At 64.1% G+C, this 23,992-nt stretch carries 20 protein-coding genes; 5 read left to right on the forward strand and 15 right to left on the reverse strand.

The annotated features are described in order from the left end of the window. Positions 1-56 precede the first annotated feature (56 nt). Positions 57-1,529 carry an amidohydrolase gene (locus tag AOP77_RS09090; protein WP_062212728.1) on the reverse strand — a complete coding sequence of 491 codons (1,473 nt, stop codon included), beginning with the start codon at positions 1,527-1,529 and terminating at the stop codon, positions 57-59. A gap of 287 nt (positions 1,530-1,816) precedes the next feature. Here AOP77_RS09090 and AOP77_RS09095 point away from each other — a divergent pair, with 287 nt between their 5' ends. Further along, a complete protein-coding gene (locus tag AOP77_RS09095) occupies positions 1,817-2,260 on the forward strand; it encodes an Hsp20/alpha crystallin family protein (protein WP_062212731.1) in 444 nt (147 codons plus the stop codon). A 417-nt stretch (positions 2,261-2,677) separates the two neighbouring features. Beyond that, complete coding sequence (locus AOP77_RS09100) at positions 2,678-3,601, forward strand: NADP-dependent oxidoreductase (protein ID WP_062212734.1); 924 nt, start codon at positions 2,678-2,680, stop codon at positions 3,599-3,601. Here AOP77_RS09100 and AOP77_RS09105 read toward each other — a convergent pair. The 13 genes from AOP77_RS09105 to AOP77_RS09165 form a co-directional block, all read right to left on the reverse strand. Then, complete coding sequence (locus AOP77_RS09105) at positions 3,598-4,575, reverse strand: LacI family DNA-binding transcriptional regulator (RefSeq protein WP_062213446.1); 978 nt, start codon at positions 4,573-4,575, stop codon at positions 3,598-3,600. The two genes, AOP77_RS09100 and AOP77_RS09105, sit on opposite strands and share 4 nt — an antisense overlap. Before the next feature lie 156 nt (positions 4,576-4,731). Further along, the gene (locus AOP77_RS09110) at positions 4,732-5,583 is read right to left on the reverse strand and encodes a carbohydrate ABC transporter permease (RefSeq protein ID WP_062212737.1); all 852 of its coding nucleotides are present in this window, start codon (positions 5,581-5,583) and stop codon (positions 4,732-4,734) included. Then, positions 5,583-6,542: a carbohydrate ABC transporter permease gene (locus tag AOP77_RS09115; protein WP_062212740.1), complete on the reverse strand. Its 960-nt coding sequence runs from the start codon at positions 6,540-6,542 to the stop codon at positions 5,583-5,585. The genes AOP77_RS09110 and AOP77_RS09115 overlap by 1 nt, the downstream gene beginning before the upstream one ends. Before the next feature lie 84 nt (positions 6,543-6,626). After that, positions 6,627-7,979 carry an ABC transporter substrate-binding protein gene (locus tag AOP77_RS09120; protein ID WP_236685801.1) on the reverse strand — a complete coding sequence of 451 codons (1,353 nt, stop codon included), beginning with the start codon at positions 7,977-7,979 and terminating at the stop codon, positions 6,627-6,629. A 267-nt stretch (positions 7,980-8,246) separates the two neighbouring features. After that, positions 8,247-9,287, reverse strand: coding sequence for an L-glyceraldehyde 3-phosphate reductase (mgrA, locus tag AOP77_RS09125; protein ID WP_062212746.1), 1,041 nt, complete (start codon positions 9,285-9,287; stop codon positions 8,247-8,249). Between the two features lie 247 nt (positions 9,288-9,534). After that, entirely contained in the window at positions 9,535-10,635 is a 1,101-nt protein-coding gene (mnmA, locus tag AOP77_RS09130) for a tRNA 2-thiouridine(34) synthase MnmA (RefSeq protein WP_062213448.1), read from the reverse strand. 145 nt (positions 10,636-10,780) lie between these two features. Continuing rightward, positions 10,781-11,509, reverse strand: a complete 729-nt coding sequence (locus AOP77_RS09135) for a tyrosine-protein phosphatase (protein WP_062212749.1) — start codon at positions 11,507-11,509, stop codon at positions 10,781-10,783. A 40-nt stretch (positions 11,510-11,549) separates the two neighbouring features. Further along, on the reverse strand, positions 11,550-12,134 hold the full coding sequence (locus tag AOP77_RS09140; RefSeq protein ID WP_062212752.1) for an SDR family oxidoreductase: 585 nt from the start codon (positions 12,132-12,134) through the stop codon (positions 11,550-11,552). A gap of 4 nt (positions 12,135-12,138) precedes the next feature. Next, positions 12,139-13,335: a cysteine desulfurase family protein gene (locus AOP77_RS09145; RefSeq protein ID WP_062212755.1), complete on the reverse strand. Its 1,197-nt coding sequence runs from the start codon at positions 13,333-13,335 to the stop codon at positions 12,139-12,141. Positions 13,336-13,424: 89 nt separating this feature from the next. Beyond that, positions 13,425-16,214 (reverse strand): ExeM/NucH family extracellular endonuclease, encoded by a 2,790-nt coding sequence (locus AOP77_RS09150; RefSeq protein ID WP_084622513.1) that lies wholly within the window; start codon positions 16,212-16,214, stop codon positions 13,425-13,427. A gap of 112 nt (positions 16,215-16,326) precedes the next feature. Beyond that, entirely contained in the window at positions 16,327-17,010 is a 684-nt protein-coding gene (locus tag AOP77_RS09155; protein WP_062212758.1) for an HAD family hydrolase, read from the reverse strand. A 23-nt stretch (positions 17,011-17,033) separates the two neighbouring features. After that, on the reverse strand, positions 17,034-17,996 hold the full coding sequence (locus AOP77_RS09160; protein ID WP_062212760.1) for an electron transfer flavoprotein subunit alpha/FixB family protein: 963 nt from the start codon (positions 17,994-17,996) through the stop codon (positions 17,034-17,036). Next, a complete protein-coding gene (locus AOP77_RS09165) occupies positions 17,993-18,781 on the reverse strand; it encodes an electron transfer flavoprotein subunit beta/FixA family protein (RefSeq protein ID WP_062212763.1) in 789 nt (262 codons plus the stop codon). The genes AOP77_RS09160 and AOP77_RS09165 overlap by 4 nt, the downstream gene beginning before the upstream one ends. 118 nt (positions 18,782-18,899) lie before the next feature. On the opposite strand from AOP77_RS09165, the gene AOP77_RS09170 reads away from it, so the two are divergent. Together AOP77_RS09170 and gad are read left to right on the forward strand one after the other, a co-directional pair. Then, positions 18,900-19,586 (forward strand): DUF5701 family protein, encoded by a 687-nt coding sequence (locus AOP77_RS09170; protein WP_062212766.1) that lies wholly within the window; start codon positions 18,900-18,902, stop codon positions 19,584-19,586. A 126-nt stretch (positions 19,587-19,712) separates the two neighbouring features. Beyond that, entirely contained in the window at positions 19,713-21,110 is a 1,398-nt protein-coding gene (gene gad / locus AOP77_RS09175) for a glutamate decarboxylase (RefSeq protein WP_062212769.1), read from the forward strand. On the opposite strand, the gene AOP77_RS09180 is transcribed toward gad, so the two are convergent. After that, complete coding sequence (locus AOP77_RS09180) at positions 21,100-21,753, reverse strand: hypothetical protein (protein ID WP_236685802.1); 654 nt, start codon at positions 21,751-21,753, stop codon at positions 21,100-21,102. The two genes, gad and AOP77_RS09180, sit on opposite strands and share 11 nt — an antisense overlap. Before the next feature lie 92 nt (positions 21,754-21,845). Between AOP77_RS09180 and glgX the strand changes: the two genes are divergently transcribed. Then, positions 21,846-23,987, forward strand: a complete 2,142-nt coding sequence (gene glgX, locus AOP77_RS09185) for a glycogen debranching protein GlgX (RefSeq protein WP_062212771.1) — start codon at positions 21,846-21,848, stop codon at positions 23,985-23,987. Positions 23,988-23,992 lie beyond the last annotated feature (5 nt).

Below are 23,992 nucleotides of genomic sequence, written 5' to 3' on the forward strand. Positions count from 1 at the left end.
AACTCCCCGTCGCCAACGCCCATGTCTGCAGGTTCATTCCTCGTCGAGGAACGCCATCACAGGCGCGTGTGAGTAAACGCGCCTCCGACGAGGGTCGCAGCAACAGGCATTCGGCGTAGCACGTCAGGCTCAGCCGTCATCGGGTCGGCGTCAGTAATAACGAGGTCCGCGAGTGCGCCCTCTTCCACGCGAGCGCTACATGTCGATGCCGCGAGGGCCGCCTCGCGCGAGAGTTGCTGCTCGGGGTGCCACGGTTCGCGTCCGTCGCGTGACCTCGACACCGCCGCGGCAAAGGAGATCCACGGGTCGAGCGTCGCGACGGGGGCGTCCGAACCCAGGGCGATACGGGCGCCCGCGGCGTGGAGGTCTGCGAGCGGGAACGAGCGGTCGGTGCGCCCGGCCCAGAGCACATCGGCTGCATCGCGGTCGTCCATCGCGTGCTCGGGCTGGACGCTTGCCGTGATTCCCAGTTGAGCAAAGCGGACGATGTCTTCTGGCTGGACCAGTTGCGCGTGCTCAATTGAACCTCGCGCGCCCGTGGCGGCAAAGGCGTCGAGCGCGGACGTGTTGGCTAGGTCTCCGATCGCGTGCACGGCCACCTCGAAACCGTACTGCGTGGCACGGTCAAGCATGTCCTCGAGGGCAGCGGGCGGCACCGTGATGATGCCGTGGTCTGCCGTCCCCGGGTAGGGGTCGTGGCAGTACGCGGTCTTGGTGTTGAGCGAGCCGTCCGTGATGATCTTGAACGGCCCCACGGTGACCAGGCCGTTGGTTTTCTCAACGACGTCTCCGGTGCGTACGCCTCGCTCCACCATCGTGTCGAACATGTCCTCGTAGAAGCCCGCGCGCACCCGCAGTAATCCCAGCCCTTGAGCGCAGTTGCGAACCCAAAGCCGCATGTTGTCCGCCATCTCGAGATCAACGATGCCCACGGTGCCGCGGGCGGCCGCAGAAGCCCCGGCCTCCACCGCGTAAATACGCTCGTCGTCGTCAGGCTCGACCTCCAGCTTGCGCTGCAACTCGAAAGCCTCAGTCTCGCGAAGCAGCCCGGCGTGCGCCAAGTCGTAGTGGCGCTCGGCCGCGGAGTTGACCCAACAGCAGTGCACGTCGCCACTGATCAGCACTACCGGCCGATGACGAGACGCGGCGTCGAGCGCTTCCGTCGTGGGAACGTCGGGCCACAGGGCATCGCGGAACCCCACTCCCACGAGCGTCGCGTCGTTCTCCGGTTCGGCAGCGACGCGCGCGGCTACCATCGCGCACACCTCAGCTGCGGATGAGGCGCCCGCGACGTGAAACCGCCTGCGGGTCCGCGCCCAGAGCGCGAAGTGCACGTGGTTGTCCCACATGCCGGGCCCCAAGAAGCGACCGTCGAGGTCAACCTGTTCCGTGTCGACGGCGTCTCCGGCTTCGATCACCGGCGCAATCTGCGCGATGCGTCCATCCCGAATCAGCACGTCCACGGTCGAGTCTGCGCCACCGGTGATGCGCGCGTGGCGCAGTACGGTGTCGAAGCGTTCTGGTCTCATTGAGAAAGGCTAACGGGACTGCGCCACGCCACACGACCACCTTGCCAAAACAAGGTCCAGATACGTAGCGCGATACCACGCCTGATGACTTGATTCGCTTCGAGATAGATAACTTACCAGGGTAAACAGAAAGACTTGAGCGAACCTCGCTCAAGTCTTATTATGTGATCGAGCGCGACGCTCAGACTACGGCCTTCTGTCATCTTGTAGATCGCGGTCAGTCGCGCTCAAGACGCGTGGGCGCCCGCCCGCGTGGTTCCCAGAAGAGTTCAAGGAGGTTGTTCGTCATGGCTCGCGATATCGCTCGCATTAACTCCACCGGTGTGGTTTCCCCCTGGCCGGAAGACTTCCAGCGCATAGTGCGCCAGTTCTTCGGCGACTCGGAAGCGTCTCTCGCAGGCGCATTCAGCCCCGCACTCGACGTTGAAGAAGGTGATGAGAGTTTCACCCTTCACGTCGAGCTCCCGGGCGTATCGCCAAACAAAGTGGATGTGTCTATCGAGGACAGTGTTCTCACGATTGCGGGAGAGCGCCAGTTCTATAGCGACGCCAACGTCGACGGCTTCAAGCGCGTCGAGCGTTGCTTTGGCCGCTTTCACCGCGCAGTACGACTCCCCGACCGAGTGGACGCCGACAAGATCAAGGCAGAATACAAGGATGGCCTACTCACGGTAACGGTACCTAAGGCTGAGTCTGCCAAACCACGACGCATCCAAGTCGCGGCGGCCTAATTGGTTGGCGGTGGGGCGGGCGTAACCCATGAACACCCGCCCCACCGTCACGACCGCGACACAGTGCACTAGCTAGCGCTAAACGGCCGGACTCTGCTGCTCACTCCTAATCAGGTTCCTCACCCAACGCCCACGGCGGCGCCCAACCTGGTACCCGACCGCATCACCCCCGGGTCTGCCCAGCCATCTGTCAGGCGCGGGAGTCGAGGAGAGCACCATCTGGATGGGACTCGCCAGACTCGGCGCTGCACTGATCGGCGGAATGCTGCTCATGGTCGCCAAGCGCCGCAGGACCATCACCAAGTAACATTCCCCGACCGCGCCAGGGCATCACTGCCCTGGCGCGGTTGTCTTCGCCGTTACATGGTCGACGACGCTCTATGGAATGCCACAGCCGATGGCGTGGTTTGCTCTGACATGAAAGCAATCACCTATGCACAGTTCGGCAATACCGAAGTCTTTGAACTCACCGAAGTTGCGGACCCCCACCCCGGACCCGACAGCATCGTGGTTGAGGTCAAGGCGGCCGGCATCAATCCCGTCGACTACAAGGTTCGCGAGGGATACCTCGCGGGACTGATCGACACGCAATTCCCGGTGGTGCCTGGATGGGACGTTGCCGGTGTCGTGGCGCAGGTGGGCCTAGATACCCCTGAATTTCAGGTGGGCGACGAGGTGTACGCCTATGCTCGCAAGGACTCGATAGGCGGGGGAACTCTCGCCGAACTCGTCGCAGTGCCCGTCCGAACTGCAGCACACAAGCCCTCTAGCATCGGCTTCGAGCAGGCGGCTGCCGTTCCGCTCGCCGGACTCACGGCACTACAGACCGTGCGCCGCGCGGGCGTTGCGAGCGGACAGACCGTCCTCGTCCACGGCGCAGCCGGCGGCGTTGGCTCGTTTGCCGTCCAGCTCGCCCTCCATGCGGGCGCAACTGTGGTGGGTACGGCATCGGCCACGAACCATGACTACCTGCGCGACCTCGGCGTCACGCCCATCGAGTACGGCGACGGTCTGGTGGAACGCGCACTGGCGCAGTCCCCCGCTGGCTACGACATCATCCTCGACTACGCAGGTGGCGCCTCCCTCGACCACACCTCAGAATTGCTCACAAAGGGTGGCGTAGTCGCGTCTGTCGCGGACCCTAGGGCGGCAACCGAATTCGGCGGCCACTACGTGTGGGTGCGACCCGACTCTACGGACCTAGAGGAACTCGCAGAACTCATCGACGACGGCGCACTCAAGGTCGAGGTCGCGAATACCTTCGCGCTCGCCGACACCGCGGATGCCTACGCCGAGCTCGAGGGCGGACACGTACGCGGCAAGATCGTCGTGGTGCCTTAGGCGGATCTACGCACCACGAGTTCGGTCGGCATGATGGTAGTGCGCGGCCTGTCGACGTTGCCGGCCAACACATCGATCAAAATGTCGGCCATCATGCGGCCCATGTCGACCGAGGGCTGGCGGACGGTCGTCAGCGGCACCTCGCATACGTCTGCTGCGGGACTATCGTCATACCCAACCACTGCCACGTCGCTTGGGATCGCGTAGCCGCGGTCCATGAGAACTGGCATCGCTCCGGTCGTCATGAGGTCAGAGGCGACGAAGACGCCGTCGATACTGGGGTCACGGTCTAGAACTTCGCGCATCGCCCGTTGTGCACCGAGCACGGTGTAATCACCATCAATACATGGTCCAGGCTCGAGCCCATTCGCTTCGAGCACCTGACGCCAGCCCTGGATACGGTCGAGCGCGCTCTGCATCGATGCAGGTCCAGTGATGGAAGCGATGCGTCGGCAGCCCCGCTCGACGAGCCGCCGCGTTGCAGTGGCCGCACCCGCGACGTTGTCGACGTCCACCACGTACGCATCGACGCCGTTGACTGCAGGCCGTCCGCCAAAGACGATTGGCATAATGCCGCTGATCTGCTCAAGCGAATGATCGCTAGTGTGGTGGGACACCACCGCCACTCCATCGACCGCACCGCCGGCGAGGTAGCGCATCATCTTGGCGCTGGGATCCGGGCTCGCAACCATCAGGTTGAGCACATAGTCGCTCTGGTCAAGCCTGCTGTGGATGCCCGCCACGATGGATGCGAAGTAGACGTCACCAAAGAAACGCGTCACGTCCTCCGGGGCCACCAGAGCGATGGCGTGTGACTGCTGGCTCGCGAGCGAGCGTGCCGCTCGGTTTGGGACGTAACCTAGTTCCGCGATAGCGGTGCGTACCGCGTCGGCACTCGAGGGGTGCACCTTAGGCGAGCCGTTGACCACGCGAGAAACCGTGGCGCGGGAAACCCCGGCACGCTCCGCGACCATCTCAAGGGTGGGCGCCGCGGTGCGAATCCCGTTCACGAAGTTGTCCTTGCCACTCGTCGCGTGGTGCCCACCACAACATTGTGGGCACCACCACGACGAGCATTCAAACTGTCGGACGACTTCATTGTCGGCTCCAATCGGGGTTCGTCGAGAGCGTTAGCCCTTGACTGCCCCCGCCATGATCCCGGACACGAGCTGGCGACCAGCAAAGACGAACAGGAGTAGCAACGGAATCGTCGCGAGCATGACGCCGGCAAGCACCAGCGAGTAGTCCACAAAGAAGTTCGCCTGTAGCAGCGACAGGGCCAGCGGCAGAGTGGGGTTGGACTGATCGAGGATGATCAGCGGCCACATGAAGTTGTTCCATGCCGTCACGAACGTGAAGAGGAACAACATCGCAGCGGCCGGTCGCGCAGCGGGAACGCCCACGTGCCAGAACGTGCGAAGCATGTTGCAACCATCCACACGGGCGGCCTCGATCAGCTCAGTCGGCAGCGACTGCTGCAGGTACTGCGTCATCCAGAACACTCCGAACGCGGTCACCAGCGCCGGCACGATAACTGCTCCGAGCGAACCCGTCCAGCCAAAGTTGTTCATCAAGATGTACAGCGGCACCACACCGAGCTGCACGGGGACAACCATGGTTGCGATCACTGAGGTGAGGAGAACCTTGTTGCCCTTGAAGTTCAACTTGGCGAAGGCGAATCCCGCAATGGTGGAAAGGATAACCGTTGACAGCCCGACCGTGGTCGAGACGATAATCGAGTTCCCCAGCGCCTTCCAGAAGTTCACCGCGGGGTTATTGATCACCGAGGCAGCGTTCGAGAGGAAGTTGCCCCCAGGTATCCACGACAGGTTCTGATCGGTGACCGTAGACGCGTCTCCGGAACCGATGAGGAACGTGTAGTACAGCGGGAATAGCGAGGCAATGAGGACAACCGCGAGGGCCGCGTAAACAAACCACGTAGGCCTGCTGAGCGAAATGACACTAGTTCGGCGGAGCGCCATTAGATGCCTCCTGATTTGTCGGTCTTGATGAATCTTCGAGTTATCCAGAGGTTAATCAGGCTGAAGATCACGATGATGAGGAATAGGAGCCAGGCGATAGCTGATGCTCGACCAAAGTTGAGTTGGCCCCACCCGGTGTTGTACATGTACATCGTGATGGTCAACCACTGTTGGTCCGCGCCACCGCTACCGGTGTTGTCGAACATGCGAGGCTCGTCGAAGATCTGCAGGCCACCGATGGTCGCGGTGATAATCACAAAGATCATGGTCGGGCGAATCTGCGGAATCGTCACGGAGATAAACCTCCGCAGTCGGCCAGCACCATCGATCGCCGCCGCCTCGTAGAGGTCACGCGGAATCGCCTGCATGGCGGCTAGGAGAATCAAGGCGTTGTAGCCCGTCCAGCGGAAGTTCACCATGGTGGCGATCGCGAAGTGGCTGGGAAGCACCTCTTTATGCCAACCGATCGGGTCAATGCCGATCATTCCGAGCCACTGGTTGAAGACACCGCTCTCGTCTGCGAACAGCTTGGAGAAGATGATGCCAACGGCGACGGGCATGACAACGTAAGGAACCAACACGCCCATGCGCCAGAAGGTGCGGGCCCGCAGGTGGTGGTCCAGCATCGCGGCGATGAACGTGGACATCAGTAGCTGCGGAATAGATGACAGCAGGAAGATTGAGAAAGTGTTGCGCAGAGCAAGCCAGAACTTGCGGTCATGCAAAACAAAGTCGAAGTTGCCGAACCCGATGAACTCACCGGAGTTGCGGATCGTGTCCCAGTCCATCATCGAAATGACGGCCGTGTAGATGATGGGGAAGATGCCAAAAAGGGCAAACACGATGAAGAACGGCGCGATATAGAGGTAGGGGGACGCCTTGAGGTCCCACCTGCCGAGGCGCTGACGCCAAAGGTCGCGCGGTGTCTCGGTAGCGGTGTCCAAGTCAGTGGTAGACATGAGCTTCTTTCAGGTCAAGGACGATTTCAAGGGGAGAGTCAGGGCCGCCTCCGTGAGGAGGCGACCCTGACTGGTGTTACGGAATTAACCGATGTTGTTAATGTCCGTGACGGCCTTGTCCCATGATGCATCGGGAGCGTCCGTGCCATCGTCAACGCGGGTCAGCGCGTCGGTGATAGCGGTGTTCACCTGGAAGTAGTACGTACCCTTGTAAGGCGAGGGGAGAACAGCCTGGGCGCGGTCTGCGAAGATCGTGCCGGTGGCTGCGTCGTTGAAGAACGCGTTGGATGCGGAAGCAACCAGCGGGTCCTCGTATGCGGCAGGCTGGCTGGGGTAAGTGCCAGCGTTAGCGAATGCCTTGGCCTGCTGCTCGGGAGCGGTCAGCCAGTCAGCGAGCTTCTTAGCCTCGTCGACGTTGGCGCCGTTCTCAGGAACGGTGAGCCATGAGCCACCCCAGTTACCGCCACCGTTCGGGTAGACGTTTGCGATGTTCCAGTCGGTAGCGTCAGCAGCCGAACCGGAGATCACGCCGAGCATCCACGGCGGGCAAAGCATGACGGCGAACGCGTCGTTCTGCATGCCGGCGAACCAGTCTTCGCTCCACTGACCGAGGTGCGTGGACTGGTCCTTCGATGCAGCGGTGAGCTGGTCGTAAGCAGCCTTCACCTCGGGGTTGTCGAGCGCAATGATGTCGCCCGAGTCAGCGTCTTCGTATGCGGGGTCGATCTGGTTGATCATGCCCTGCCAGATGCCGCCCGTGGAGTCAAAGAATGCCTTGCCCGTGGCGTCGAAGTACTGCTGGCCAACGTCGAAGAAGTTCGCCCAGTCGCCATCAAGAAGGTCAGCGACACCAGCGGGGTCGGAAGCCATACCGGCCTCTTCGAACAGCGAAGAGCGGTAGCAAACTGCCTGCGGGCCAACGTCGGTGCCGGCGCCGATGAGACGGCCGTCCTTGTCGGTAGCGTCGGCAACCTTGGAGTCGAGCCAGCGGCCGTCAAGCGACGGGTCCGTCAGGTCTGCGAGGAGGTCCGAGTACTGCATGACCTCGGGCATCCAGTCGACCTCGACCATCTCGACGTCAGCGAGGCCACCCGGGCCGAGCTTTGCAAAGAAGTTGGTGCGCGCGTCACCGGACTCGGCCTTGCGGTCGTAGGTGATGGTGACGTTCGGGTTTGCATCCATGTATTCCTGGATGAGGTCGAACTCGTAGTCGGCGTCAGGCTGCTCGATCGAGTTGTAACCAGGGGTGTTGAACGTGGCGAGCGTGAGCGTAACGGGCTCAGCGTTCGCATCGGGCGAGGTGGACTCCATGGCGCCACCGGTCGCGGACGTGCTGGGCTCAGGGTCGTCGCTGCTGGAGCAGCCTGCAACCGTGAGAGCGAGAATTGCTACGCCGGCCGAGAGGCCAAGTGCAGTCTTACGACGTGAGAAGGTCACGTTCACTCCTTTGTGAGTAAGGGTTAATGTCCAGACTCGAGGAGAGCGCTCTCATTGTGCGTGAGAGCGCTCCCACGAATCGAGTTCACGGTATGCCCGGCCTGCAAGAGGTGTCAATCCAAAAAGGCCCATTCGTATCGTTTCGTCACCGAATCGTTACGAATGAGAGTCGAAACGTTACGGTCGCGCCCGATCTGTGACACTTTGGCCGATTTCCGGAAGAGGCGCGGCCTGGGCGAGCATTGTGGCGTCGGCGAGGGTAACCCTCTAGATCTCGCCCTTGCGCGCACCCGCCCACAGGTCAATTCCGGCGTCAGTCGCGTACTCGTCGATCTCGGCAAGCTCCGCGGACGTGAACTCGAGGTTGTCGAGCGCACCCACATTCTGTTCGAGTTGCTTGACGGAACTTGCTCCAATCACAAGCGACGTCACGCGCTCGTCCCGCAACGCCCACGCCAGCGCGAGTTGCGCGAGCGTTTGGCCGCGCTTCTCCGCAGTCGCGTCGAGCGAGCGCAATCGCTCGATCATGTCGTCGGTGATCCAGTCCTTGTCCAGCGACGACCCCTCGGCCGCTCGCGAGTCCGCAGGGATGCCGTCGAGGTAGCGCGGGGTCAGCATGCCCTGGGCCAGCGGCGAGAAGCCGATGACGCCGGCACCGACCTGGTCCGTCGCGTCGAGCAGTCCCTCAGATTCGATCCAGCGGTTCAGCATCGAGTACGAGGGCTGGTGGATGAGCAGAGGTGTGCCGAGCTCGCGCAAAATCCCGGCCATCTCACGGGTGCGCTCCGCGTCGTAGGAGGAGATGCCCACGTAGAGGGCCTTGCCTGCGCGCACCGCTGCATCGAGCGCGCCCGCGGTCTCCTCCAGCGGGGTGGTCGCGTCAAAGCGGTGACTGTAGAAGATGTCGACATAGTCGAGGCCAAGTCGGCTCAGCGACTGGTCCAGGCTCGCGGTGACGTACTTGCGCCCTCCCCCGCCCTGACCATAGGGTCCGGGCCACATGTCCCAACCTGCCTTGGTGGAAATGATCATCTCGTCGCGATAAGGCTTGAAGTCGCTGGCCATCATGCGACCAAAGTTCTCCTCGGCCGAGCCGTACGGAGGTCCGTAGTTGTTGGCCAGGTCGAAGTGTGTGATGCCTAGATCAAAGGCACGCGTCAGGATCTCGCGCTGCGTCTCGTAGGGACGGTCGCCACCAAAGTTGTGCCATAGACCGAGTGACAGTAGCGGCAGGTCCAACCCGGAGCGGCCCGTGCGGCGGTAGGTCATCGGGCCGTCATAGCGGTTCTCGTGTGCAAGGTAGGTCATCAGTGAGCCTCTCGTGATGGATGGGGTCCGGTGGTGCCAACGTCCTGACACCTCAAACTATGCCCAATGACGGCCGATGCTATGGCTGAGCGGCATCGTCTAGGCTGGCTTTGTTCGTGTCTGCCGGTGGGGAAGCATCGTGGAGACGACCCGCATACCGTGGGCGGCACGAGTACCGATCCTCGTGATTTTGCTGGCGCTTGTATTGTTCTGCTGGGCCGACCGCCGCGAGGTCTAGGCGCGCGGTCTAGAGAGCGCGCTTGGCTACCGTGGCTTGAGCAATCACGCGAGTGTCCTGGTAGACCACCAGCGACTGGCCCGCCGCCACGCCGCGCATCGGCTCGATGAGGCTCACCATCATGCGGTCGCGACCCTCGCCGTCCACCACGCGCTGCACCGTCGCCGGCACCGCGTCGCCGTGGGCACGGACCTGGGCGGTGCACGCTGTCGACTCCGTCGCAGGCACGTCGGGAGCCAGCCACACCACGTCCTCGCCGGTGAGTTCGTAGACGCTCAGCAGCGTCTCGGGACCGACCACGATTGTGTTGGTGGTCGTGTTGACGTCGGTGACGTAGCGTGGCTTGCCGTCCGCGGCGGGGCGGCCAATGCCGAGTCCCTTGCGCTGACCCACCGTGTACGCATAGGCGCCTGTGTGGTCTCCCACCTTGGCGCCGGTTTCGTCCACAATCTCGCCGTCCTCTTGACCGAGCGCGCGCTCCAGGAAGCCCTTGGTGTCGCCGTCGGCCACAAAGCAGATGTCGTAGGAGTCGGGCTTGTTGGAGACCCCGAGTCCCCGTGCGGCGGCCTCGGCGCGCACCTCCGACTTGGTCGCGATTTCACCCAATGGGAACATCGCCTTCGCGAGCTTTTGCGGACCCATGACGGCCAGTACGTAGGACTGGTCCTTGGCCAAGTCCGCGGCGCGGTGCAGCTCACGAATCCCGTCCTCGCGAATGTCGATCCGCGCATAGTGCCCGGTAGCGACAGCATCAAATCCCAGTGCGGAGGCTCGCTCCAGTAGGGTGTCGAACTTGATGTGCTCATTGCAACGCACGCACGGATTAGGGGTGCGGCCCTGCGAGTATTCGCTGAGGAAGTCCTTCACCACCAAGTCGTGAAACTCTCCGCTCAGGTCCCACACGTAGTACGGGATACCCAAGATGTCTGCGGCACGGCGCGCATCGTTGCTGTCCTCGATCGAGCAGCACCCGCGCGAGCCCGAGCGGTACTCGTCCCGGTTGCGCGACAGCGCCATGTGCACGCCCACCACGTCGTGTCCGGCGTCGACAGCACGCGCTGCGGCGACTGCAGAATCAACTCCGCCAGAAAGTGCGGCCAGAACGCGCAAGGGAACCTCCAGATTGATGAACCCATCAAGTGTAAGCGAGGGGTGCAAACCGGGGGCCGATGCAGCGGTCACCTGACGATTCCACCGCACGCTTGGCGAATACCGCGCCTGGTAACGGCGCCGCGCGCACTACCAGTGCAGCAGCCTACGCAACCAGGCGCTCGCGAAGAGCGACTAGCGTGACCTCATCACCGCCATTGGCGAGGTACCAACCCAGCGTGCCGCCCTCGTGTGCGTCCCATGCGTCAAGCACGGACTCAATCGCGGACGCTGGCGCGTCGAGGATCTCGCGGGGTACCGCCGACAGCGGTGACCCGCCAGCAGCGGTCAGAGCCTCAGGAAGTCCTCGGACGATGCGAGCGATGACTCCCATCATGTTCGCCGCGGTCGCCGTGTAGTCGGCCACCACCACGTCCCGGTCGTACCCGAGCAGCCGCAAGATAAGCGCGGACGAGACCCCCGTCCGATCCTTGCCAGCCGAGCAGTGATAGAGCACCGGCGCCTCATCGCGAGCGACCTCGGCAACGACGCGGGTAAGCCCACTCGCAGGCACCCCCTCGATCATGGTCGAGTAGAGCGCGGCCAGCGATGAAAGCGATGTCTGAGCGGCATCACCCGCGAGATTCGCATCGGCGAGGATGTCGAGATCAACCACCCGAGACGTCGCGGCGAGCGAGTTGGGCTGGCCCTTCTCGTCCGCTCCGCGCAGGTCCAGCACGGTCGCGGGCGGCCACGGAGAAAGACCCGCCGGTGGCTCGTCACCGTCCTGTGGGGCGTCCGAGCGGAACGCAACTCCGTGGCGCAAACCCGGTGCGGCATCGGCGAGGTCGCGAGCATTCGCGAGGTGAGGTGCAGCTTCTGGAAGTCCGTTCACAGCATCGGTCGCTTTCGTTGGGTGAAATGGCTGGATTGAGCTACGTGGGGTCGAGAACTTCAACTATGCCCGACGGCGAGTCGAGTAGCTCAACAGTGCGCCGCGCGGCCTCGTCAGCATGGACTACCTTGTCGCCCTTTGGGGCCGTGTCGTACCAAGTGCCGGGCCCATAGAACAGGCCGTAGCGCACCGCAACGCCGCCGATGCCAAGGGTCGCCTCCTCCAGGTGGTCCACGGCACGCTGGGCGATTCCGGGCAAGTGGAAGGCCACGCTCTGTGCTAGAAAGTGCGGGACATTTGCGGCCTGGGCGGCCTGTACCAAGTGGTCGGTGCCGGTGCGGCGTGCGCGGTTCAGGGCGGGCACTTTGAGTGGGAGCACTGCGTGCGAGTCGGGAAGATCCGTGACCTGGTGCACCACGACGTCCGGGGTGACTGCGGCCAGGATCCCATTGAGCGCGGCGGCATCAAACACGTCACATGTGACCGCCGATGCCCCCGCCGCCTCGATCTGCGCGGTCTTGGAGGCCGATCGCGTCATGCCGACCACGTCGTGGCCGGCGGCTACCAGCAGCGGCAGCATACGCGCGCCGATGACGCCCGTGGCCCCCGCGACGAATACGCGCACCTGCTTACCCGAAGACCTCTGTATGGAAGTTTCCGGCGACCTTGCGCGCCCGCTCCACCGCATCGGGCAAGACCTCGATGAGCGCGTCGATGTCGGCCTGAGTAGAAGTGTGCCCAAGCGAGAAGCGCATCGTGGAGGCCGCGTCGGTCTGGGTGCGTCCCATCGCCATCAGCACGTGAGACGGCTGGGCGATGCCCGCCGTACAAGCGGACCCGTTGGAAGCCTCGACACCGTGCGAGTCGAGCACGAACATCATTGCCTCGGCCGCGCATCCTGGGAAGACGAAGTGCACGTTGCCGGGAAGTCGCTTGGGCCCGGGCTCGGGGCCGGACAGGACAGCGTCGGGAATGGCCTCGCGAATACGCTCGATCATGTCTCGTTGCAGCGCACCCAGGCGCGCAGACTCTGAGTCGAGTTCCGCGACGGCTGTTTCCGCGGCGATCGACGCGGCGTGGAAGCCCGCGGCGTTGAGAGTGCCGGAGCGAACCTTGCGCTCTTGTCCTCCGCCGTGCGTCAGCGGCGTGATGGTCAGCTCTCTGCGCGCCACGAGGACGCCCACGCCCACTGGCCCCCCGAGCTTGTGCGCACTGACCGCCATGGTCGCGAGCCCCGAGGCGCGGAAGTCGACCGGCACGTGGCCCAAAGCCTGTACTGCATCGGAATGCACAGGGATGGAGTGCTCGGTCGCGATGTTCACGATCTCTTGGATGGGCTGGATCGCACCCATCTCGTTGTTGGCCCACATCACCGAGATCAAGGCAATCTCGTCAAAGTGCGCGGCCACTTCGGCCCTCAGCGCCGCGAGGTCGACGATGCCGTCACGACCTACGGGCAGAATGACGGCCGTCGCGCCGTGCTCATTCTCGAGCCAGGTCGCGGGGTCGATGCCCGCGTGGTGCTCGATCGCGGTCGTCACGATGCGCGTGCGACGAGGATCCGCCGTGTGGCGAGCCCAGAACAGGCCCTTGATGGCGATGTTGTCCGCCTCGGTGCCGCCCGATGTCCAGATAATCTCCGTGGGGTGCGCGCCAAGTGCCCGGGCCATCCGCTCACGAGCATCCTCGACAATCGAACGTGCGAGGCGGCCAGACTTGTGAAGCGCCGACGGGTTTCCGACCCGCGCCAACTCCTCGAAGTACGCCATGCGCGCCGGCTCCACCATGGGAGTCGTCGCAGCGTGGTCGAGGTAATGAGTGGTCATCTTCACGATTTTAGGGCAGGTCGCCGCACCACACTACCCGGCGCCCACCGTGCTTGACGCTGGGCGGGCAGGTGGGCGCCGGATGGCAGTCAATTAACGGCGCAGGCCGCACCGTTGAGCTCAACGCTGGATAGCTCGCCGATGCCGGCGGTCTGAGATCCGAGGAACCCGAAGGTGATGCGCTGCCCGGGTTTGATGGTGGAGTTCCAGGACAGGTTGCTCACCGTCACGTCCGCACCGCTCTGGTTCACCTGACCCGACCACAGTTGCGTGATCTTCTCGCCGTTGCCGAAGCTCCAGGCCAGATCCCAACCGTTGATGGATTCATCGGACAGGTTGGTGATCCAGACCTGGCTGATAAAGCCGCCGGGCCATCGCCCGTGCACGGTGTAGTCCACCGCACAGGTGGGAACCGGTTCCTCGCTAGCGAGATTGAGGCCCACCACCACCGGGTCATGGTCGGAGGTACGGAACTCGTTCGGCGCATAGAGGTTGGACACTTGGGCCGGCGTCTTGAAGTCCGTGTTGTAGTCCAGCGCGGAGGACTCGTCGGAGTTGAGGTGGTACTCGGCTGCCTCCGTGATCTGGTCGACGATGCTCGCCGAGGCGAACGTATAGTCGAGGGTTCCCCACTGGCCGTCAAAGACGTAGGAGTAGTCGCCGGCCCCTAGGTCCGTGAGACCCGCATCGCGGAGCACCTCGATGGGGTCCTCCATAGCGTACGAGTTCAGGTCTCCCACGAGGAGGACGTCTGAGTCGTCGACACCGGTGGGGTCAGAGGCAATCCAGTCCACCACGGCGTGTGCCGCGTCGGTGCGGTTCGCGTTCCAACACCCCGCCCCGTCGCCCTGATCTGCGTCCGCACCCGAGTCAGGGCAGCTGCCTTTGGACTTCCAGTGATTGGCAACCACCGTGAACGTCTCGCCGTTGGACAGTTGCTCAAATGACTGGGCGAGGGACGGCCGGTTGCGACTGTCGTCGAATCGCGGGTCTACCGACGAGTCGAGCACTGCGTAGTCGCCTGTCGGGGCGACGGCGCGGGTGTCGTAGATCATTCCGACCCGAATGGTGTCGGTACCGATCACCCCGGTGTCGACGTAGGAATAGGCATCCTCGCCAATCGCGTCGTTCAGTGCCGAGGTCAGATCCGCGAGGGGCTCGACACCCGTGGTGTTCTCGAGTTCCATGAGCCCCATGACGTCCGCATCGATCTTTTCCAGGGCGGACACCAACTTGGCGCGCTGGCGGTCAAGTTCCTCGGTGGTGTTCGCGCCACGGCAGCCCTGCTTGTTTCCGTCGGGACCGCATTGACTTCCGTTGGCGTCCAACGTCAGGAAGTAGTTGAGCACGTTGAAGCTGGAGAACTTCAGAGAGCCACCGACCTCGGGTGCCCCGGCAGGGCGGGGGTTCGCGGACTCGAAGTTCGGAACAACTCCGCCCGGCACCAGCCCGGTGTCACTCAGGTCACCCACGGGACGGATACGGTACGCATTCCCCGAAGCCGAGTTACCAGCCCAGGAATAGGTCATTACTCCGGTCAGGCCGTCTATCGTGTCACCTCCGCGCAGCGGGTTGATCGCGCTTAATGGGTCGCCCCCGCCGCCAAAGACGATGGGGTCGGGGTTCTGAGCCTGCGTAGCATCGTCGACCTTGATTCGGTTCAGGTCGTTGGCGGCCTGGATCGCGTTCGCGGCTGCGCCAGGCTGGGCCACGGCCGTGGGCTGGTCCAGTCTGCCGTCGCCGGAAATTGTCAGTTCTCCAAAGCGCCCGAGCAAGTACATCTCTGTGACATAGAGCGTCTGCGGAACGGTGACCAGCATGCCCTCATAGGCCTCGGCAGAGTTGGCCGCCGCGAACGGCAGCGACACCGTCGCCGGCGTTACCACCTGGTCCGATGCCTCAACCGTGACCTCGGTTACAGAGGAGAGTTGAGTCTGCCCCTGGTACTCCCCTACTGTTCCCGTAACGCTCACCTGATCACCAAGACTGACCTGGTCCGCACCGTTATTGAAGACAAAGATGCCTTCCGACGTTGCGGCATCGCTATCGGTGTCAGCATCCTGTTCCTGCACGTAGAAACCGCGCAAGGCCGGCTGCGGACCCTCGTAGTCACCGACCACAATGCCGTCGATGGTGACGAACTGGTCAAGCATGGGCGAGGTTTCGCCCGCGCCCTGAATAGCGTTGATCAGGGCCGGCGTGGCGACTTCCCCTCCGCCATCACCGTCTCCGTCACCATTGCCGTCACCGCCACCATCACCGGGATCCGTGCCGTCGCAGGTCGCGGCATGAGCGCCAAGCCCATCAAACGTGTTGGACTCGTAACCTTGCCACTCGACAGCAGGGTCGAACGCGTCGGAACCGTCCGTGTCGCCGGCGCATAGGTCCTCGTTGCGACGCAGCGTGTTGTCAGCGGTACTGGTGAGTCCCTCTCCCCATTGCGAGCCTGGGTCAAAGCCAATCTGGCCGATCACGTCGAGAGTGTCGGCGCCATGGACGAGCGCGAGCGCGTCGTCGCCGTTGAACAGCCCCGAACCGGTGGTCTGATCCGCCTCCGCGAGGATCGCAGGGTCGGCTGAACTGTGGGCGAAGACGAAGACGTCGCCCGTGGTGACGGTGCCGCTCAGCGCAAAGGTGGAGCCGGCATCGGCCGAACCGTTCGAGTATTGGGCGATCGCGTACTCCGCCAGGTCGACATCGGCACCAGTGCCGTTGTAGATCTCCAGCGCCTTGTTATTTGAGCTTCCCTCGATGTACTCAGAGAAGAACAAGTCTGATGCCTGGGCGTCGGTGGTGGGTTCCGCGCTAGCGGGTATGGCCGATGCAGCGGTCACCCCCAGTGCGAAAAGTACGGTCGTGGCGATGATGCGTCGTTGCATTCGTGAATCTCCCTTTTGTCCGGTATGTGCCACGCTAGCTGGCGCTACCGACAACTGCAGGTCTAGACGCTGAACGCGATGCAAACACCTGGTAAACGTAGTGTGACGTTACTCACTTAGCGCCGAGACGGCTGGCCCAGGCGACTATTTCCGCGTCCTGCAAGGACGTCGCGACCCAGGCCGCGTCGTCGATGGATCCAGCCACGGTAGGCACCGCGATGACACGAAGCCCCGCCGCCATCGCGGAGGCTGCGCCGGTCGCTGAGTCCTCGAACGCGACCGCCGTGGTGGGGTCGACTGCGAGCCGCTCGCATGCCAGTAGATAGGGGTCCGGCGCGGGCTTGAGGCGCTTCACCGACTCACCGTTCACCCTTACTGCGAGGAGGTCGTCGAGCCCCAAGCTCGCGATGTTGCTGTCGAGGTGTTCCCTGGGCGCGCTCGACGCGACGGCCACGGGTACGCGCGCGGCGCATCGGCGCACCATCTCGGACGCTCCTGGCATCTCGCCGTGGCCGTGTTCGGCCTCTTGTTCATAGAGCCGCAGCAGTTCGCTCCACAGCACCTCGCCGTCTCCGGGTCGGTCCAGGTGTCGCTCGATGACCTCCAGCACCGCCGACGCAGATCGGCCGATGATGTCACGCTTGTGCTGCTCGGCAAACTCGACGCCGAGCCCCGCATAGAGGAGGGTCTCCGCGCGCGTCCACGCCGACTCGCTGTCCACCAGCAGCCCGTCGCAGTCGAATACGATCGCCCTGACTGAGTCGGGACGGATGACGTCAATCAGTTTTTGAGGCATGCCTCAAAACTACCGTGCGGGTCTTACGCTCCGCGGTGAGCCTTGACTGCCTCGATGGCTTGCGGGAGCACGTCGAACAGTGAGCCCACCACGCCAAAGTCACAGATCTCGAAGATGGGCGCGTCCGGGTCCATGTTGATGGCCACGATGGTGCCGGAGGCCTGCATGCCGCCACGGTGGTGAACGGCCCCAGAGATGCCGCACGCCACGTAGAGCGCCGGAGTCACGGTCGTTCCCGTCTGGCCGACCATGTGCTCGTGGCTGATCCAGCCCTCGTCGGTGGCGTCGCGGCTCGCACCCACGGCGCCGCCCAGCAGCTCCGCCAACTCGGTCACCAGCGCGTAGTCGCCGCCAGTGCCGCGACCGCCGGAGACCACCACAGGCGCCTCCGCCAGCGGAACGCCCTCGATCTGGGCGACGGGCTCGACCGCGGTGACGGTCTCGCGTGTCGCGGGAAGCTGGACGGAAATCGGCACGATGCTCGCGGCACCGGGCGCTTCTGCGGCCGATGCTGTGGTGGTGTTGGGGCGCACGCCCACGATCGCCTTGCCGGCGATACGGGTGCGCACGTTCCAGGTCGCGGCGAAGACGGTCTGGAACGCCTCGACCTCGCCGTCCACGAACTCGACGCCTGCAGCGTCCACCACGACACCAGCGCCGGTGGTCACGGCCAGACGAGTCACGATCTCCTTGTTCAGGAACGTGGAAACAACCAGGAGTAGCGATGCATCCTCGGTCGCAGCGGCAATGGCGGCGCCGGCCTTCGCGGGGTAGCGGGCCTCCGCACCAATGGCGGCGACGCGAACCTCTGCCGCGCCGAATTCACCCAACTGCGCCACAGCATCGGCGTCGGGCTCTGTGCCCAGCCACACGGCCACGGGTGTCCCGAGTGAACGTGCGAGCGTCAGTGCCTCGAGCGTCGGGCGGGCGACCGCACCGTCACGCAACTCGACCAGGACGGCAATGGGGTTGTCTGCGGTACTCATGCGAGGCCCTTCTCAATGAGGAACGCGGCCAAGGCGTTGCCACCGTTTCCCGTGTCGGTCACAATCTGCTGATGCGCACGTGGCGGGCGCGGCGAGGCGTCCACCACAGTGGTGCGGGACGCACCGGCGCCCACGGACGCAGCGTCCACGCCGAGGTCCGCGAGCGACCACTGCATGACCTCGGCCTTGCGGGCCGCCATGATCAGCTTGAAGTTGGGATAACGCGGCTTGTTCAACTCGTCGGTGACGGACACGACCGCGGGTAGCGGCGCGGTGACGGTCTCGTGCGCGTCGGGCAGGTGCCGCACGATGGTGGCATTGCCATCGCCGACCTCCAACGACGAGGCGAGGGTGAGCTGCGACCAGTCCAGTTCAGCCGCGAGCGCGGTGGGCAGCATCGAGGTCAACCCGTCCAGCGCGGCCATGCCGGTGATGACCAGGTCGAGTGGGTTCTCATCGTGAACCTTGCGGATCGCTGCGGCGAGGACCGCGGCGGTGCCGAAGACGTCGGAACCGGCCACGGCATCGTCATTGACGTGAATCGCGTGATTGGCGCCCAACTGAAGAGCCTTACGAACGGCGGCCACGGCATCGGCCCCGCCGACGGTGAGCGCGTAGACCTCGCCCTCGCCCGCGGCCTCGACCAGCTGCAGTGCCGCCTCGACCGCATTCTCGTCGAGCTCGTTCATCGAGCCGTCGTCTGCGGTACGAGTCACGGTGCCGTCGGTGAACGAGCGCTGTGACTGAAGGTCTGGGGTGAACTTGACTGTGACCAGAATTCGCATGGGTACAGACTAGCGGCGCGCGCGTGCGACGTCACCAGGCTGCCTCACGTCATCAGGCGGGAACGCCGCAGGCACGGCAGGCGTTCACATCTCACCCCCTCAATCGCAAGGAGCGCCCATGCCTGCCGCCGCCACCTCCACCGCCGATTCCCCTCAAGTAGTAGACCCCACCGCCGAGTTGAATCGTCAGGTCGACGCCTTTGTGGCCATGGGCTACCCCGCGCTAGCGGGCGTAGAAGAGGCGGCCTTTCGCGCACTCTTCGAGCCGCTAGCCCAGCCTCTCGCCGATGCTGTCGCCGCCGGCTTGGACCTGGCCGTCACCGACTGTCGCGTCCCGTTCGTCGCGGTAGTTTCCGACGCGGTTATATCGCCTGAGCTGCGCGTGCCTTTGCTTCGGGCCGGCCGCGGCAAGAAGGAGGGCATCCTGGACCGCAACTACGGCGAGAGCGGCCTCGCGTCCTACCGCGTGGTCGATGGCCTCGACGTGCCCGATGCCCCCGTGTACCTGTTGCTCGACGTGGAGCGTGGCGACGAGTTCAAGAACGTCAAGCCCATGAACGCCACGCCGGTGATCGCCGAGCGCGGGCGTACCGTGCTGACCATCGCGGAGGGGCTGTCCTTCAACGCCGCCTTCCCGGGCAAACTCATCAAGAATCACTGCTTCATGCTGGCCGGCTCGCACGAAGGCAACCGCCGCGTGCCCGCCATCTGGATCTCTGCCGGCTCACCCAAGCTCGGCTGGTGTTTCCAGGGCGTCGAGCACACCTGGCTGGGCATCGCATCAGCCGCCGGACGTGCAATCTAGTAGGCAGGACGCGTGCCGGGACGCGAAGAACCGATGTCCCGGCGCGCGAGTCCCAGATAGGCGCTAGGTTGAGACGACAAGCGTCGCGCGAGGCACGCGGGCGCGCTCAACCGAGGGAACCCACACATGAGTAGCGCACCCGCACCCGAGGGCCGTGAGCCCCGTCACGTCGATGTCAATGCCATCTTCGCGTCCGACGGCGAGACGCACGACATTCCGTTGTTCACGCTCCCCGAGGGCCAACTCGACAAGGACATCGCCTACCAACTGGTCCACGACGAGGCCATGCTCGACGGCAACGCGCGCCTCAACCTCGCGACGTTTGTCACCACGTGGATGGATAGCGCCGCACAGAAGCTTTACGCGGAGACCGTCGACAAGAACATGATCGACAAGGACGAGTACCCCAAGACCGCGGAGATTGAGACCCGTTGCTGGCGGATTCTTGCGGACCTATGGAACGCGCCAGACCCCGAGAAGTCCATCGGCACCTCGACCGTGGGCTCTTCAGAGGCCGCGATGCTTGCCGGCCTGGCGATGACGCGTCGCTGGCGCACCAAGCGGCGCGAGGCTGGCAAGTCGATCGACCGCCCCAACCTGGTCATGAGTGCGGGCGTGCAGGTGTGCTGGGAGAAGTTCTGTAACTACTGGGACATCGAGATGCGCCTGGTGCCGGTCTCCACCGCGCACCCCGCGATGGACGGCGAGGCCATGCTGCCGTTCGTCGACGAGAACACCATCGGCGTCGTCGCGATCATGGGCGTCACCTACACGGGCGTGTACGAGCCGGTCGAGGAGATCTGCGCCGCGCTGGACGACCTGCAGGAACGCACCGGGCTGGACGTGCCAGTGCACGTCGATGGAGCATCGGGCGGCATGATCGCGCCGTTCGTGCAGCCTGACTTGGTCTGGGACTTCCGCCTGCCGCGCGTGGTGTCGATCAATACCTCCGGCCACAAGTACGGCCTGGTCTACCCCGGCCTAGGCTGGGCGATCTGGCGCTCAGAGGAGTACCTACCCGAGGACATGATCTTCCGCGTCAGCTACCTGGGCGGCAACATGCCCACACTCGCACTGAACTTCTCCCGTCCCGGCGCGCAGGTACTGCTGCAGTACTACTTGTTCATGCGCCTGGGCCGCGAGGGATACACGGCCGTGCAGAACGCGACCCGCAACGTTGCCATGCACCTGTCCGAGCACATCGGCAAGATGCCTGCGTTTGAGCTGGTCAGCGACGGCTCGGACATTCCTGTATTCGCATGGAAGCTCAAGGAGGGGTACACGGACAACTGGAACCTCTACAACCTGTCCGACCGCCTGCGCGGAAAGGGCTGGCTGATCCCCGCCTACCCCCTGCCGGAAGACCTCGAGGACGTGATCGTTCAGCGCATCGTGGTGCGCAACGGGCTGGGCTACAACCTTGCGCGAGACCTCCTCGCGGACATCGAGGAGTGCGTGGCCTGGCTGGATGGGCTCGATGGCCCCATTCCTTCCGAGCACGTGGAACCCGGCTTCACTCACTAGCGACTGGTGCGGCCTCCCGCTCGGTAACTGCCGGGCGGGTGGCCACCGCTGCCGCGAAGAAGCACGCCGCACCAATGATGGTGCCAATGTTCGCCCAGGCGAGGTTCAGCGCCTCGCTGGTGCCCGGGATGACGTAGGCTCCCGCGGCGGAGATCGCGAACGCGACGCACCCGGCAAAGCCGGTCCATACCGCCCCGGGCGTGCGCGCGAAGAAGTCCCAGAGTTCGTGTTGGCGACGCAATGCCGCGAGCGCGAACCCGGCAGAAATCAAGAACGCCACCGAGCCCCACAGGTCTGCCCTCCACCCGATGCCCACGGCATCTGGAGTCGCGACGGCCGCCCGCCACGCCTGGAAGGTGCTGACGTTGAACAGCGCCGTGCCCACAAGCTGGATGGCGGCTGCCCACCAGTCGAATACGTCGCCCGTGGTCGTGGACTTCCACGGCGGGCGTCGACCCTCGAGCAGCAATTGAAGCAGCGCGGCGGTCGTGAAGAAGAGCGAGCCGATGAAGAAGGTGAGATTCGCGGTGACCGCACCCACGGCATCGGCGTACCAGGGCCATGGGCCGATGAAGAAGAACAGCGAGCCGATCGCGAAGCCGATCGCCTCACGTCTCATCCGAATAAACCGCGCACTGTGCATGACCCCAGGCTAGGGCACGCGGCAAGCGGTCGGACGGCGCGCGCTACGCCGCATTCACCTCACTGTCACGGGCGTCCTGCACAATAGAGGACATGACAACTGAGCGTGCGAACGCGCACACCACGCAGCCCTCCCCTACTCCACACCTGCTGGGAGTACACCTCGTTGACGGCGGAGCGACCATAGGCGTCTACGCGGCACACGCCACCCGCGTCGAACTTTGCCTGTTCGATGATGACGGAAACGAGTCGCGTGTCGACCTCGTGGGTCCGGAAAGCGGGAACTGGCACGCGTTTATCCCCGGTCTCGACGCCGGTCAGCACTACGGCCTGCGTGCGCACGGCCCATGGCGCCCCAAGCACGGCCACCGCTACAACCCCGCCAAGTTGTTGCTGGACCCCTACGGGCGTGGAATCGACGGCCAGATGACCAATATGAGCGATCCGGCTGCGAAGGTGCTGCTCAGCAACCGCGACCCCGCAGACTCAGCGCCGGAGATGCCTCGCTCAGTCATTACCACCAAGACAGGCCACGACTGGAAGCATCCCAAGCCGCGCGTGCCGTGGGTGGACTCCGTGGTCTATGAGATCCACGTCAAGGGCTTCACGCAACTCATGCCGGGCGTACCCGAGCACCTGCGCGGTACGTATGCGGGCCTCGCGCACCCGGCGTCCGTCGAGTATCTGGTGAACCTGGGAGTCACGGCCGTGGAACTGCTGCCCATCCAGGCATTCGCGAACGAACCTCACCTCGAGAATTCCGGGCTGACCAACTACTGGGGCTACTCGACGCTCGGTTTCTTTGCTCCCCACGCCGCCTACGCGACGGCCGAGGCGCGCGAGGCCGGGGCCCAGGCCGTGCAAGAGGAATTTGCCGGCATGGTGGATCTACTTCACCAGGCGGGTCTCGAGGTCATCCTCGACGTGGTCTACAACCACACGTGCGAGGGCTCCTCAACCGACCGCGTGCTCAGCTGGAAGGGCCTGGATAACCTCAGCTATTACCGCAACCAGACTCACGCCCCCGCGCACTACGACGACACCACCGGCACGGGCAACACCCTGGACTTTGGCCACCCGCGCGTAACCCAGATGGCGCTCGACTCGCTGCGCCACTGGGTCAAGGAGATGGGCGTGGACGGATTCCGGTTCGACCTCGCGGCGACCCTGGGGCGCACCGGGCAGGGTTACTCTGCCAATCACCCGTTCCTGGTCGCACTCATCACCGACCCTGTACTGAGCGGCGTCAAGCTGATCGCGGAGCCGTGGGATGTGGGTCTGGGCGGCTGGCAAGTGGGGAACTTCCCTCAGCCCATGTCCGAGTGGAACGACCGCTTCCGCGACTACGCCCGCACATGGTGGCTGCAGACTGGCGCCCGTAATCACCCCACCGTCCCGGAGCTCGCCACGCGACTGGCGGGGTCCTCGGACCTGTTCGGCCACTCAGAACCGTGGGGCATGCGCGGCCCCGTCGCGTCAGTCAACTTTGTGACGGCGCACGACGGCTTCACCGGCTACGACCTCACGTCCTACAACGGCAAGCACAACGAAGCCAACGGCGAGGATAACCGCGACGGCACGGACAACAACCGTTCGTACAACCACGGTGTTGAAGGACCCACGGACGATGCTGACATCTTGGCGGCGCGACGCAAGTCCCTACGGAACCTGCTGGGCACCACGTTGCTTGCCGCTGGTACGCCGATGCTGCTGGGAGGCGACGAGATCGGCCGCACCCAGGGCGGAAACAACAACGCCTACTGTCAGGACAATGAAATCTCCTGGGTCAACTGGGAGCTCGCCGACTGGCAGAACCAACTGCGCGACTCGATCGCCCACCTCATTCACGTGCGTCGCGACAACGCCGTACTGCGGCCGTCCAAGTTCTATGACGGGGTGGACGAGGACCCCACCGACAACAAGTACCGCGCGGACTCGGCCTGGTTCAAGGCCGACGGCTCACACGAGGACGAGGGCTGGTGGGACGACTCCGCCACGCGAACCCTGCAGTTCATGCGCTCCACGATCACCGACGGTGAAGCCGATGCACTGGTGGTCATCAATGGCTCCCGCGAGGATGCCGAAGTCACCATTCCCGCGGACAATGGTCCGCTGTGGAAACTGGTGTGGGACAGTGCGTGGGAGTCGCCCTCTGAGGCAACCGAGGAACTTGTGGAGCCAGGTCAGTCGCAGGAGCTCGCAGCCGCAAGCATGCGACTCTATCTGAGCTGGTAGAGCGT

Origin of the sequence: Demequina oxidasica (assembly GCF_000975115.1) — a bacterium.
Taxonomy (GTDB): Bacteria; Actinomycetota; Actinomycetes; order Actinomycetales; family Demequinaceae; genus Demequina; species Demequina oxidasica.